The sequence below is a fragment of the Corynebacterium sp. FDAARGOS 1242 genome, assembly GCF_016889985.1.
Classification (GTDB): domain Bacteria; phylum Actinomycetota; class Actinomycetes; order Mycobacteriales; family Mycobacteriaceae; genus Corynebacterium; species Corynebacterium minutissimum_B.
On record NZ_CP069568.1, the window covers coordinates 352,780 to 366,464 of the forward strand.

Consider the following 13,685-nt stretch of genomic DNA (forward strand, 5'->3'; position numbering starts at 1 on the left):
TTCTAGCTGAAGGCCTTCTCCAGCCGGTCGAGTGCCTCTTCGAGCAGTTCACGGGAGGTTGCAAAATTGAGACGGGCATGATGCTCGCCGCCGGTACCGAAGGTCACGCCCTCGTTGAGCGCTACCTTGGCGTGCTCGCGAACCCAAGCGGCGGGCTTCGGGTCATCCCCGATAGCGGTCTCGCTAAAGTCCAACCACAGCAGGTAGGTGGCCTGCGGGTGGGAGGTCTTGAGACCTGGTACGCGCTTGGGCAATTCCTCTACCAGCCAGTCACGGGTCTTCTTCAAGTATTCGATTTCCTCATCTAAGAACTCCCCGCCGCGGCGGTAGGCGGCTTCCGCTGCCAGCACGCCGAGCGTGCCGGTGCCGTCCTTAGCCACGCCGGTCAATGAGTTCCAACGCTCGACGTCCGCAGTGTTGGAAAAGAACACCTGCGCGCACTTTAAGCCCGCGGTGTTCCATGCCTTGGACGTGGCGGTGACGGTAATAACGCGGTCGGACAAGGCGCCGAGCGGAATGTGGCGACCTTCGTAGACCAGCGGGGCGTGGATTTCATCGGAGAGGATGCGGGCATCGTATTTGTCCGCCAATTCCACCAGGCCCCGCAGCCAGTCTTCATCAAAGACAATGCCCAGCGGGTTGTAGGGGTGGGACAGCAGGATGGAACCGGCCCCGGCCTGAAAGGCGCGCTCGATGTCCGCGAGCTCAAGGGACGTCTCAATCTTCTCGCGTCCCGCCGTTTCCGGAAGCTCCAGCAGCGGCGGGTAAGAAGGAACCGGCACGATGACCGGGCCCTCGGTGAAGTACTGCACGCCGAGCAATAGGCCGCGGACAACATCCCCGATCCAGAACACGTGCTGCGGCCGCCAGCCATAGCGCGTCTCATAGAAGTCAGCCACGGCGGCATTAAGTTCGGAGGCCTTCGGGGCGGGGGTGTAGCCGAAGGACTCGGCATCCACGGCCTCTTGGATGGCCTCCTTGACCGCGGGGGCGGTGAGGAAGTCTGATTCTGCGATCCAGAGGGGGATGACGTCCTCGTCATAGACCGTCCACTTGCGGGTGCCGCGGGCAGAGAGTTCTTTCAGGCTAGGAAAATGCATGCGCCCCACCTTACTCGTCGGTGGCTTGGACGAATCCGTATTTTTTCAGCCTCTTACGGTCGGCGGCGGAGGCGGATTGGGTCAACCGCAGCAGCTCGGCGTAGATGCCATCCGACTGCGCCAGCTCGGCCGGGGAGCCGATCTCGGAGATGCGGCCGCGATCGAGCGTGACGATGGTATCCACGTCCGCAATGGTGGACAGGCGGTGCGCGATAATCAGCGTCGTGCGGTCCTTCATGAGCTCATCCAAGCCTGCCTGCACGGCGCGTTCGGCCTTGGTATCAAGCGCGGAGGTGGCCTCATCGAGCACGAGAATCGGCGCGTCTTTCAACATGGCGCGAGCCACGGCCACACGCTGCTTCTGACCACCGGAGAGCTTCAAGCCGCGCTCACCAATGACGGTGTCATAGCCATCGGGGAATTCCTCGATGAAGTCGTGGGCGTTGGCGCGCTTGGCCACGGCCACGATTTCCTCCATCGTGGCGCCCGGTTTGCCGTAGGCGATGTTTTCCTTGATGGTTCCGGAGAAGAGGAAAGACTCTTGGAAAACCACACCTACCGACGCGCGCAGGCGTTCTGCCGTGAGCTTGGCCACGTCATGCCCCAGCACCGACAGCTTTCCTGCGGTTGGTTGGTACAGGCCCAGCAACAGGTTGACCAACGTAGACTTGCCGCCACCGGACTCGCCGACAAGCGCTACCTTGTGGCCTTCGTGGGCGCTGAAGGTGATGCCGTCGACCACCGGTTTATCCTCTTCGTAGGCGAAGGAGACATCATCAAAGGCAAAGACGTGGCCCTCGGTGGGAGTGAGGGGCTCGGCAGGGGAAAGGTCGAGCTCGGGGACGTCGGAAGTCGTGGCGGCGCGCACCAGCTGCGGGTTAACCGTGGACTCCGGGGTTTCTTCCATGACCTTGAAGTAATCCTTGGAGCCGGTGATGGCGCGCTGGCTGATATCCACAATCCAGCTCATCATGAACACCGGCTGCTTGGCCATGTTGACCAGCTGCAGGAGCATGACCATGTCACCGATGGAGAAGTGGCCTTCCAACGTGCGCCAGAAAATAAGGCCATAGATACCGAAGAAGATGAGCGCCATGGCTACGCCGCGCGCGGTGTCCATGGAATGCCACCAGCGTGACTGCGGTTTCGTAGTATCCACCACGGTGCGGTAGCGCTCGCCAAAGGAGGCCAGCTCGCGGGCTTCGGCCACGAAGGATTTGGTCACCTTCACCTGGCCGATGACCTCGGCAAAACGGCCGTTGGCCACGTCGATGTTCTCATTTTTGATGGCCTCAAACTTCTGCCAGCGCGTCGACGTCTTCGCAGTGAGCCACATGTAGATGGGAAAGAGCGCGGCCAAGAGAATCGCCAGCGGCCAGTAATACACCGCAGTGATGACCAGGACTGCGGCGGCCTGGATGAGCATGACGAAGAAGTTATTGGAGAAGGACTGCAAGAACTGCGTCACGTTCGCAATCGAGCGGTCAAGGCGCGCGATAATGGTGCCGGTGACCTGGTTGTCGTAATAGCCCTGCGGCACCGACAGCAGCTTGGCAAAGTAGCGCGTGGAGAGAATCTGGCGCAGGCGCGAGACCATGACGTCACCGATATAGCCGCCGATATTCTTCACCACGTTGCCCAGCGCATCAGCCAGGAAGAGAGCGAAGACCCACCACAGGATGGTGCGCAAGGCGCCGCCTTCCACGGCGGTATCGGTAGCCTCGCGGAGAATGAACGGGGTGAGGAGAGACAGAATCGCGGTGACCGATGCGGTTAGAAGGACGCCGAGATAAAACGGCCACAGGGCAGAAGCACTGCGGACGATGCGGAGAATAGAGTTCATCGTCGGCCGATGTTACGCCTTTAATAGGAATATCCAACCCGTGGACTAAGGTAGGGGAGAAACCGTAGACGTGATGGAAAAGGATTCGCGGTGAAGAAGTACCTCCCCCTAGCGTGTGCCCCGCTGTGTCTGGCTGCTCTCTCTGCCTGCAGCATCCTGCAGCCACCAGACGTGGGTCCCCAGGACAACATCGTGGTCTCCAGCTCGGAACCACCAACGTTCGAGGCTAAAGACGTGGAGGTCCGCGAGGTGACCGAAAACCTGGCGGAGCCGGCCAAAGACGAGGGCCTCAATGTCGAATATGAACTGCAGGGCTTGTACTCCGGTGGCGGCGGCACGGTGCTCACCGTGAAGATTCACAACCTTGGCGAGTTGCCGTTGCCTGCCGACGCCCTCCCGGAACCCACCCTCGAGCGCGCCGACGGCAACGGTGGCTGGGCAACGGTGGACCCGGTGCCTTATGACCCCGAGGTACACGTCTCCTTGCCCGCGCCGGGTTTGGATCAACCGTTGGGCGCAGGAGCTTCGACCAACCTTCAGTATGTCTATAACGTTTCCGCCGGAAACCTGTGGAATGCGCGCTTTACCATTGGCAATGTGCGCTTTGTAGGAGACCTCAATCTATGACGGAACTCGTCGTTTTGGCCTCGCCTGATGGCACTCCCGTCGGCACGGCAGACAAAGCTGTGGTGCACACCGCGGATACACCGCTGCACTTCGCCTTCTCTGCATGGGTTGTGCGCGACGACAACATTTTGCTCAGCCGCCGCGCCTTGTCGAAGAAGACGTGGCCCGGTGTGTGGACCAACTCTTTCTGTGGACATCCGGGGCCGGGGGAGGCGACTGTCGACGCCGTCGTGCGCCGCGCCCAGTTCGAGCTGGGCCTGAGCGGCACGCCGCGTTTGGTACTGCCAGACTTTGCTTATCGTGCTGTGGATTCCTCCGGCGTGGTAGAAAATGAAATCTGCCCGGTCTACCTGTTTGAGACCAGCGATGACCCGAAGCCGAACCCAGAGGAGGTGGACTCTCTAGCGTGGGCTCCTGCCCGCGAGGTTCTCGCCGCTGCGGAGGCCACACCTTTTGCCTTTAGCCCATGGATGGTGGAGGAGCTGACCCACGAGCCGCTGCGCGCGGCCCTGTTGGGCTAGCCATTCTGAATGCGGGGCGGTAGGCCTCGAAGCCTGACTTAGGTCTTGGGTGGGTGAGCAACGTGACTCTTGACACTGCTACCTGGTGGTTTTCGGCGGTGAGGTGGGATTGTTCCGCACTAAATTGACCTAAGACAGGAGGGCGTTTTGTAAAAGGCATCTGGCAAAGGGCATCTTTGGGTCTAAAAACGCCATCTGCAATGAGTAAATGGCGTTTTCAGCCGTGAAAACGCCTTATGACTGATGCCTTTTGTCAGACGCCTTTTGTCAGACGCCATTTGTAAGATGCTTCCAGCATGTCGATGGAGCGATGCAGACGTTGCGCATTGCGAGGGGAGCGAAGAGGTAATCCGTTTGGGAAGAGACGTGCAGTGCTCTACGGAAACGGTCATTGTGGCCTGACTTAGGTCTTGGGTGGGTGAGCAACGTGACTCTTGACACTGCTACCTGGTGGTTTCGGCGGTGAGGTGGGATTGTTCCGCACTAAATTGGCCTAAGTCCGGCCTTTTAGCTTAACGCCCCCGGATCAGAGCAGGCTGCCATCCTGGGCGAAGGCCGCGGAAATATAATCCAAGCTGGAGTGCGCCACGCGGTGCGAGCCGTCATCGAGGTTGTATTCCCAGATGGCATGTTCCGGGCGGTATTCCTCGAAGCCGGGCTCGCCGGTGCGCACAAACTCCTGCAGCCAGGAGGCCAGCTCCGTGCGGCCAAAGAGCGGGCGGAGCTCCTCGCAGTGCAGCGCAGGCCCCGAGGAGCGGGTAAATTCCACCATCCATGTCTGCCCCGGAGCCTTCTCTGCTACTTCTGCCGTCCAGCGGCGGATGATGGCATCGCCCACCATGCGCCCGGTGGGGCGATCTTTATCCAAGAACTGCGCCACCTGATACCAGGGCTTGAACCCATTGCGTGGGAAACCGAGGCGCGGGGCGAGATAGCGCAAGGCAATCCCGCGGAAGGGCGAGCGGTCAATCTTTTCGGTGGCCGGGATATTGTAGAACTCGTCACGGGTGCTGCCGAGGACGAGGGGGACGTCGGCAAGCTGTGCGCACTCCAGCGGCGTGGGGCCTAGGGCCATATCGAGGTTGTATTTCGTGCGGAACTTCTTGTAGCCGGCGTTGAGCTCCTCCTCGCTCATCGAAGCCAGCGACGAGCGTGTGATGGGCTTCTTCATCACCTGGCGCAGCGTGGCCTTGCGCTCCTCAAAACTCTCGCGCGGGAAACCAGGGGAGAGCGCAATGACGCGGCGAAACGCGCCACGGTAGTGATCGCGGCGAGCCAGCCACAGCACCGCATTGGCACCAGCGGATTGGCCCAGGAGAGTGACGTTGGTGGGATCCCCACCGAAGGATTCGATATTGCACTGAATCCACTCCAGCCCCAGCTGCAGGTCCTCAATGGCGCGGTAGCGGTTGGGCTCATCGTCGCGAAAGCGCGCCAGGCCCGGAAGACCAACGCGGTAGCCCAGCTGCACATGTACGATGCCGGCCTCTGCCGTGGGGGTTCCCTCCGCACGGCGGTCCTCATGGGAACCGTGCTCGTAGCGCCCGCCATGGACGTAGACCAATACGGGAGCGAGCGAGGAGGCGGTCAGGTTAGCGTCGACAAGCGGCGCGGAAGGCGCGGTAATGGTGAGCGCAACTTTCTCTGGGTGCGGCGTACGCGCATCCTGGTCACGTGGAGATGCAGGTTCGGGATTCTCGAAATCCCCGGGGATATGGGAATACTCGATGGAGTGGAAGTGGGCCACATCCTCCGTGACGTAGCCGGTGATGGTGCCTGCGGGGCAGGTGACGTCGAAAGGTGCGCTGCTCATGCCCAACAGGCTACCCTGAGGGCATGGAATGGCTCGTGCAAGCTCCCGTGTGGGCGCAAATGGCGGTGCTTGCCGTCACCGCAGTGCCGGCCGCAACCGTGATGGGGTGGGGATTGATGTGGGCCATCGACCGCGTGTACACGCTCGTGGAGGGGCGGACTAGGATAAGTGACCATGACTCCCGATGATCACCGTGAAGGCCTCTGGGACCCCGAGCGCCCCGAGCAGCCTCAGCGCAAGCGGGCCCTGCCGAAATCTCGCGTGAGCCTGACCCTGTGGCTCATGATTGCGCTCGTCGTTGTCGTGGCAGTGGTGGGGCTGCTCGTCTAGGCGGGCGTTGATCTGCCTACCGTGGCCGCTTGGATACCTGGGCGAGGCGCTGGTAGAGCTCCTGCTTCGGGAGATCCTCCAGCAGCACCGGCTCACCGGCGGTATTGCACAGCGGGATGCACCAGTTGGGGTACTGGTCTTTCGTCGTGCCCGGCTGGTTCTGTGCGCGCACGTCACCGACCATGTCCACAACGTTGGTTACCGTGAGCGCCGAGGGCGTGCCGGCCACGTACTCGTGGAGAGCGACGAGGACGTCTTCTTCGTTCTCACGATTGTTCAGCATGCCGTAGGCCTGCAGGTTGTCCTTGACCTCGTTCTGCCATTCGCGGTCCTGCTCTTCTTCCTCCGCGACGGACGTGGTCAGCAGACCCAGACGGGCGCGCAGAGCGATGTGGTCACCGCGCAGGAAGGCCAAGGTGGGCGGCAGATCGTGCGTGCCTACCGAGGACATCGCCATGCGCCGATACTGGTCCTGCGGGCGTGGGGTGGGCCCCTCTTCGGCATGTTCGAACCAGATGATCGTGGTGCCCAAGACACCCATGTCCCGCAGGGCGGTCTGAACCCATGGCTCCAAGGTGCCCAGGTCCTCACCCACGAGGACCGCGCCGGCGCGCTCGGCCTCCAGCGCCAAGATGCCAAGCATGGCTTCCCAGTTATAGGTCACGTAGGTGCCGTGGAGCGGGGAGGAGTGGCGCGGAATCCAGTACAGGCGGAACAAGCCCAGAACGTGGTCGACGCGCAGGCCGCCAGCGTTGCCCAACATGGTGCGCAGCAAGTCACGCCACGGCTGGTAGCCGGATTCCGCCAGACGTACCGGGTGCCATGGTGGCTGGGACCAGTCCTGGCCTTGTTGGTTGTAATCATCCGGCGGCGCGCCTACCGAGCACTGCGGGGCGAGGTATTCCGACAGGTTTACGGCATCCGCACCATTCGGGTGAATGCCGACGGCCATATCGGTCACGAGTCCAATGGACATGCCAGCATCCAGTGCTCGGCGCTGGGCAGCATCTAGCTGCTCATCGCAGAGGAACTGCAGCCAGGAGTAGAACTCGGCCAAATCGGTGACATCGAGGTCCAGTGCATGGCGGCGACCGCTGTGGCGCTCCAGCTCGGTTTCCGCGCACCACAGAGCGAAGTTGCGCAGCCCCCGACCTTCGCGGCGCTGGTATTCGCTAAAGGCCATACGGCGCTCCGGGGCCATTTCGTGGCTGAAGAGCTCCCGTAGAACCTGCAGCTTGGCCTCAAAAATGGTATCGCGGTCAATCTCTTCGGCAGAGTGGTTGCGCTCGCGGAACTCGGCAGCCAGCTCGGCTACATCTTCCTGCAGCTCCGAGCTCAGCAGCTGCAGCTCCGGGATATCCTCAATGCGCAAATAAATCGGGTTGATGAAGCGGCGGGTGGTCGGAAGATACGGTGAATCCTCTACCGGCGGGATGGGCTCGCCCGCATGAAGCGGATTAATGAGGAGGAAGTCATAGTCTTCCGCCAACGTCTCCGCGAGCTCGGCCAAGTCGCCGAAATCGCCCATGCCCCAGGACTTCTTCGAGCGCACCGAGTACAGCTGCGCCATGGCACCCGCGGCGGGGCGCTCAAGATAACGGTCGGCCGTGCTCAGGTGGTTGGGCACGACGATGAGCGGACACTCATACTCACCGATGCCCGGCGAGGAGAGCTGCAGAGAGTGAAAGCCCAGCGGCAGATCGCCGGGGACGTGGAAGCTGGCCTCGCCCCACATGGTCCCCGCGACGTCGGCAGCCGGGGCGTCGTTGGGGTCCTGATAGGTCGGGCGGGTCTCGCCGTTTTCCAACTCGATGGTGACCGTGACCGGATCACCATCATGGACGTGAACATCAAAGGATTTTTCTGCACCCTCACGAGCCACCACGCACGGAGGCAGGGGGCGGGAGGCGCGATCCAGGTAATCCTCAAACAAGGCCTGGGTCAGCTCTTCGTCATCAGGTCGATCGGAGATGGAGACGCCGAGTGCGCGCAGCGTATAGGTAATCGTCTCTTCGCTGACGTAGACGGGCTGTCCGTTCTGGGCGGTGTACTCGCAGGCCACTCCGTGGCGCTGGGCGAGCTCTTGAAGCAGATCACGGGTAGTCACAGGTCTCAATTGTGCCACGCCCTCCGTGCGCATGCGATGAAACCGGTTGGTAGAGTGGGCTGGAATTACTTTTTGTGGGAAAGGACACACCTGTGACTTCAAATGAGGCACATACCAAAGCTCAGTTCCAGATTGATGAAGGGGAGACCTGCCTTACGGCCATGATGGCCACGGCAAAGGCCCGCCCACACGGCGTTATGTTTACCCGACCTGCGAACTACGAGTGGGTCAACGTCACCGCGAAGGAATTTGTTGAAGAGGTGTATGCGGTGGCCAAGGGCCTTATGGCCCTCGGCGTCGAGCAGGGCGACCGCGTGGCGCTCATTTCGACGACGCGCTACGAGTGGTCGCTCTTGGATTACGCCATCTGGGCCGCCGGCGCTATTTCGGTGCCGGTGTACCCGTCCTCCTCATTGTCACAGGTGCAGTGGATCATCGAGGACTCCGGCGCAATCCTCGCCATTACGGAAACGCGTGAGCATTCCGAGCTGGTCAAGCATCTAAAGCTGCAGGAGGACGGTACACCACAGCTGCACGGCTCGCCCTCCCAGCTGCGACGCATCCTAGAGATTAACTCTTCTGCTATCGATACGTTGAAGTTCGAAGGCCGCGAGATTTCCGACGCCGCCGTGAACGAACGTATCGAAGCCACCAACACCGACGACGTCGCCTCGCTGGTCTACACCTCAGGTACTACCGGCCGCCCGAAGGGCTGCATGCTCACGCACCGCAACTGGCTGGCGGAAGCCCGCGGCCTGCTCACCAACCCGATTGGCGCCATTGCCGTTCCCGGCGCCCACGTGCTGACCTTCCTGCCGTTGGCGCACGTCTTCAGCCGCGCGGTGTCCCTCGCGGTCACCATTGGTGGCGCTTCCCAGAACCACTGGTCGGACTTCGGCACCATCACCATCGAGTTCGCGCGTTCGCGCCCCAACTTGATTTTGGGTGTGCCTCGCGTGTTTGAAAAGGTGCGCAATGGTGCGTCGGCCAAGGCACACGGCTCGTCCGCTTTCAAGGGCGCCATCTTTGACCGTGCGGAGAAGATCGCCATTGAATACTCCAAGGCGTTGGACACGCCGGAGGGCCCCAGCCGAGTGCTCAAGGCCAAGCACAAGGCCTTTGACAAGCTGGTCTACGCGGCCATCCGCGAGGCCATGGGTGGCGAGGTGAAGTACTGCATCTCTGGCGGCTCGGCCATTTCCCAGGAGCTGTTGCACTGGTACCGCGGTATCGGCGTGACCATCTACGAGGGTTATGGCTTGACGGAGACCGCCGCTGCGGCCGCGGTGGACTTTGTGGACCAGTCCATCGGCACTGTTGGCCCGCCGCTGGGTGGAACGACGCTGCGTATTAATGAGGACGGCGAAATTCTCATCAAGGGCGACATCGTCTTTAAAGGCTATTGGCAGAACCCGGAGGCTACGGAAGGCGCGCTTAACGACGGCTGGTACAACACCGGTGACCTCGGCGAAATCGATGAGGATGGCAAGCTCGTCATCACTGGACGCAAGAAGGACCTCATTGTGACTGCCGGCGGCAAGAATGTGTCGCCCGGCCCGATGGAAGACATCCTGCGCTCCCACCCGCTCATCTCCCAGGCCATGGTGGTGGGCGACGGTAAGCCTTTCGTCGGCGTGCTGCTCACCCTGGATGAGGACGCCCTCAAGCGCTGGAAGGCTGAGCACAACATTTCCGCTGCCAAAGGTATGCGTGAGGTGGCCGCCGATCCGGGGCTACGCGCCGACATCCAGGACGCCATCAACCAGGTCAACGCCACGGTGTCTCATGCTGAGGGCATTAAGAAGTTCGTCATCCTGGAACAGGACCTCACCGAGGAGAGCAACGAGCTCACCCCGACCATGAAGGTTAAGCGCTACGTCGTCGCGCAGCGCTACGCTGCCGACATCGAGCGCCTCTACGCCGGCAAGAAGTAACGTCGGCGAAGGTACGGTCCGGTGGCATGCAGCCGCTGGACGGAGTCTGTGAATTCCTTCGGAGTGTCGCGCAGCCCGACGCGAGGATCTCTAATAGAGTCAGCGGGGTCAGAAAAACTCTAAACCTCAGCTAGAGGTTCTCGCGGAAAGGGCAGCCTATGCACAAGATCGCAGCCGAGCTGCGCCACCGTGAGCTGACCCAAGAAATCTACAACATCGGCGATGAAGTCGTCGATTATATCGAGCACCTCATCGAGGCCATCGAGGATTGGGATGATGAACTCTCCCTCGACTGTTTGGCCGAACTGGGGGACATCGTCGAAGATGCCCGCGTGGATTCCGGGCGCTGCGTCGGGGAGCTCATCGGCCTGCGCCACGCGCTGGTCTCCGGCCTGAAATCCGGAACCATTTCGGCTGCCCCGTCCGGCGACTATGACGTCGAGGAGCCGAAGCAGCTAACCGCCCGCGCGCTCGCCGAAGGCCTACCGATTTCGGGCCCACCCGTCGTCGTCTCGGAACTGGCGGAAACCCTGCGCGGCCGTACCGCTGCGGTCGCTGCTTACCTGCGCGAGCTCGTTGAGTACGTGCTGGCGCAAACCGACGCCGTAGCTCGCAATCTCGACGTGGTCTCCTTGCCGAATCTGTACAAGCGCGCAGGCGAATCCTCCCTTATTGCCGTGCAGGCTTGGCGCCATACCGTCGTCGAAGCTCACCCCGCCTTCGTGCGTACCATGCGCGGCCATAACCCGCCGCCCTTCTTGGAGGAGCGAGCGCGTATCGACGCCGTTGTTGCCCGCGTTCGCGCCAAGCGCCAGAAGAAGGCCGCCACGACCGCGTAGTCGCCGCACCACAGACTTCCTTGTTGCCAACACACAAGGACAAAAGAAGAGCGCCGCCGAGATTCCCTCTCTCGGCGGCGCTTTTCGCTATTCAGGGGCCCGGGACGCGCGCTAGGCGCCCGGGTTCTTCGACGTCGGCACAGCCTGGTCCAGCTGCTCCGTAATCTGTGGCCACAGCTGGCCCATGATGTCATCCCAGGTGAGGATCCACACGGTCTTGTCCTTGGTGGGCTTGCCCACGACAACAAGCTGCTCGTTGCGGGCACGCATCTGGTCCAGGGTTTTCTGCACGGTGGAAGACGAACCCACAGCCAGGGCAGGGCGGGAGAAGTCCAGCACCGGGGTATCCGGATCCGCGAGCAAGGTATCGCGCACGTGGACGATGCGGGGGATACGCGAGGCACGTGGGTAGACCAGCACGCGCATGATGGACTTGCGCACTACGAGGTCATGGAGTTCGGCCACAGTGGCATCCGCGGACAACGGCAAGATTTCCGAGCCGTGCTCGCGGGCCAACTGTGCCGCGGTGGCGGCTTCCAGCTCGATGACGCCGGTGATTTGGTTGGCGGAGTCGTCGTCAAGCGTGCCCGCCAGGCGCGAGTGCTCCACCAGGTGGCGGAGGGTTTCCGCGTCGTAGCCGGCTGCACCGGCGCGGTCCACCGGTTCTTCACCAGTCATGCGGACCAGCTTGTTCGCCATCTTGTTGATCCAGATCAGCAGCGGGCGGAAGAGCCAAATGAAGCCGCGGGCGGGCACTGCGATGAGCTGTAGGGCAGTCTCCGGGTGGGCAATGGCCCAGGACTTTGGCGCCATCTCACCGATGACCAAGTGCAGGAAGGTCACGACGAGCAGCGCAAGGAGGAAGGAGACGACGTCCGCAACGCCCAGCGGCAGGCCAAGGGCCTCCAGTGGGCCCATCAGCAGGTGATGGACCCAGGGCTTGGTCACGGCACCCAGGACGAAGGTTGCGGCGGTAATGCCCAGCTGGGCGCCGGCCAACATGATGGTCAGCTCGTTGAGCGAGCGCAGACCCGCGCGCGAGGCCGCCGAGGACTCCGCGGTTTCCTCCAAGCGGTTGCGGCGAGCGCCCATGAGGGAGAACTCGATGACCACGAAGAACGCGGAAGCAGCGATGATGAGCAGGGTGACGATGAGGTTAAACCACCAGGTATCAGTCATTAGTCATCTTCTCCTTCCGGAAATTCCTCGACCAGCTCGAGCGCCAGGACGGAGGGCACGTGGCGGTCGATTTCCTCGACGCGCACGTTGAGTGTGCGCGTGGGAGCCTCGTCGCCGTCGACCCAGTCTTCAGGCTCAGCCTCCAGCTCGATGGAGAGTTCTTCGCCTTCTTCCGGCAGCATGCCGGAATGCGCGATGAGCAGGCCTGCGACGGTTTCGAAATCGCCCTCGGGCAGGTCGTGGCCGATGGCGCGCTCGACTTCGTCGATAGGAGTGTCACCGTCGACGATCCAGTGCGTCTCGTCCTGCTCGGTGATTTCTTCGGTCTCTTCGAGGTCGTGCTCGTCAGTGACATCGCCAAGGATTTCCTCGGCTAGGTCCTCCATGGTCACAATCCCGACGAAGCCACCGTATTCGTCGATGACGCAGGCGAGTTTCTCGTCGGCGTCGCGAAGCTCTGTGACAACGTCGGGAAGCGGCATGAGCTCCGGCACCACCACGGGTTCCTTCATGATTTCTCGAGCCGGGGTGGCCGGAGGCAGCTCAGTGCCCAGCACATCGTAGAGGTGCACCACACCGATGGGATTGTGCTCATCATCGATGATGGGGTAGCGCGTGTGGTTTTCCGACATCATCTCGCGGACCTCACCAATGGTGGTGTCCGGCTCGATGACATCCACGCGTGAGCGCGGAATCATGGCATGCCCGACGTCATGCTCGGGAAAGTCGAGGAGGCGGTCGAGGACCAGGTAGGTGTCCTCATCCAAGTCACCCGCCTCGTGGGAGGCATCCACGATGGACTCCAAGTCATCGGTCGTGGCGGAAGAATCGACGTCCTCCACCGGCTCGATGCCAAAGACCTTGAGCAGCGCGTTGGAGGAGTACTCGAAGAAGTGGACCAGCCAGCCGAAGATCCGCAGGTACCACATGGTGGAAGCGGACAGCCACAGTGCTGACTTCATGGGGGCGGCGATGGTGTAGTTCTTGGGGAAGAGCTCGGCGAAGAGCATCGTGAGAACCGTCGACACCGCCAGCGCGGTGACCGTACCCACGGCGACGGACACGCCGACCGGCACGCCCACGCCGCCGAGCAGCTGGCCCAGGCCTTCGCCCACGAGGGGCTCGGCCACATAACCAATGAGCAGGCCCGTAATCGTGATGCCCAGCTGTGCGCCGGAGAGCATGAAGGAGGTCTTCTGCGTAATTTTGAGTGCGCGCTCAGCCGATTTATCCCCGGTTGCAGCGCGCTGGCGCAGCTGCGTGCGGTCCACCGACATGAAGGCGAATTCCTGCGCCACGAAGTACGCGTTGGCCACGATAATGAGAGCGATGACGGCGAAACCCGCCACAATCATCAAGATGGCAGATAACACGGCTTACCCCACCGCCTTG

Annotated in this window: 12 protein-coding genes; 6 read left to right on the forward strand and 6 right to left on the reverse strand. The window is 61.9% G+C overall.

The annotated features are described in order from the left end of the window. Positions 1-2 precede the first annotated feature (2 nt). Positions 3-1,100: a MalY/PatB family protein gene (locus tag I6J72_RS01705; RefSeq protein WP_070670702.1), complete on the reverse strand. Its 1,098-nt coding sequence runs from the start codon at positions 1,098-1,100 to the stop codon at positions 3-5. Positions 1,101-1,110: 10 nt separating this feature from the next. Beyond that, complete coding sequence (locus I6J72_RS01710) at positions 1,111-2,943, reverse strand: ABC transporter ATP-binding protein (RefSeq protein WP_070670701.1); 1,833 nt, start codon at positions 2,941-2,943, stop codon at positions 1,111-1,113. Between the two features lie 90 nt (positions 2,944-3,033). On the opposite strand from I6J72_RS01710, the gene I6J72_RS01715 reads away from it, so the two are divergent. Further along, on the forward strand, positions 3,034-3,570 hold the full coding sequence (locus tag I6J72_RS01715) for a hypothetical protein (RefSeq protein ID WP_070670699.1): 537 nt from the start codon (positions 3,034-3,036) through the stop codon (positions 3,568-3,570). Further along, positions 3,567-4,091: an isopentenyl-diphosphate Delta-isomerase gene (gene idi, locus I6J72_RS01720; protein ID WP_070670697.1), complete on the forward strand. Its 525-nt coding sequence runs from the start codon at positions 3,567-3,569 to the stop codon at positions 4,089-4,091. The genes I6J72_RS01715 and idi overlap by 4 nt, the downstream gene beginning before the upstream one ends. Positions 4,092-4,617: 526 nt before the next feature. Here the strand turns inward: idi and I6J72_RS01725 are convergent. Beyond that, the gene (locus I6J72_RS01725; RefSeq protein WP_070670695.1) at positions 4,618-5,904 is read right to left on the reverse strand and encodes a carboxylesterase family protein; all 1,287 of its coding nucleotides are present in this window, start codon (positions 5,902-5,904) and stop codon (positions 4,618-4,620) included. A 23-nt stretch (positions 5,905-5,927) separates the two neighbouring features. Between I6J72_RS01725 and I6J72_RS01730 the strand changes: the two genes are divergently transcribed. Further along, entirely contained in the window at positions 5,928-6,092 is a 165-nt protein-coding gene (locus I6J72_RS01730) for a hypothetical protein (RefSeq protein WP_168165564.1), read from the forward strand. Beyond that, positions 6,079-6,234 (forward strand): hypothetical protein, encoded by a 156-nt coding sequence (locus I6J72_RS01735; RefSeq protein WP_168165563.1) that lies wholly within the window; start codon positions 6,079-6,081, stop codon positions 6,232-6,234. Before I6J72_RS01730 ends, I6J72_RS01735 begins: the two co-directional genes overlap by 14 nt. A gap of 16 nt (positions 6,235-6,250) precedes the next feature. Here the strand turns inward: I6J72_RS01735 and malQ are convergent, their stop codons facing one another. Beyond that, positions 6,251-8,374, reverse strand: coding sequence for a 4-alpha-glucanotransferase (gene malQ / locus I6J72_RS01740; RefSeq protein WP_239107442.1), 2,124 nt, complete (start codon positions 8,372-8,374; stop codon positions 6,251-6,253). Positions 8,375-8,433: 59 nt separating this feature from the next. On the opposite strand from malQ, the gene I6J72_RS01745 reads away from it, so the two are divergent. Together I6J72_RS01745 and I6J72_RS01750 are read left to right on the forward strand one after the other, a co-directional pair. Next, complete coding sequence (locus I6J72_RS01745; protein WP_070670693.1) at positions 8,434-10,275, forward strand: long-chain fatty acid--CoA ligase; 1,842 nt, start codon at positions 8,434-8,436, stop codon at positions 10,273-10,275. A gap of 158 nt (positions 10,276-10,433) precedes the next feature. Further along, positions 10,434-11,114, forward strand: a complete 681-nt coding sequence (locus tag I6J72_RS01750; RefSeq protein WP_070670691.1) for a hypothetical protein — start codon at positions 10,434-10,436, stop codon at positions 11,112-11,114. Positions 11,115-11,225: 111 nt separating this feature from the next. On the opposite strand, the gene I6J72_RS01755 is transcribed toward I6J72_RS01750, so the two are convergent. Both I6J72_RS01755 and I6J72_RS01760 read right to left on the reverse strand, forming a co-directional pair. Further along, the gene (locus tag I6J72_RS01755) at positions 11,226-12,293 is read right to left on the reverse strand and encodes a CNNM domain-containing protein (RefSeq protein WP_204099689.1); all 1,068 of its coding nucleotides are present in this window, start codon (positions 12,291-12,293) and stop codon (positions 11,226-11,228) included. Further along, on the reverse strand, positions 12,293-13,666 hold the full coding sequence (locus I6J72_RS01760) for a hemolysin family protein (protein ID WP_039676355.1): 1,374 nt from the start codon (positions 13,664-13,666) through the stop codon (positions 12,293-12,295). Before I6J72_RS01760 ends, I6J72_RS01755 begins: the two co-directional genes overlap by 1 nt. Positions 13,667-13,685: the final 19 nt, after the last annotated feature.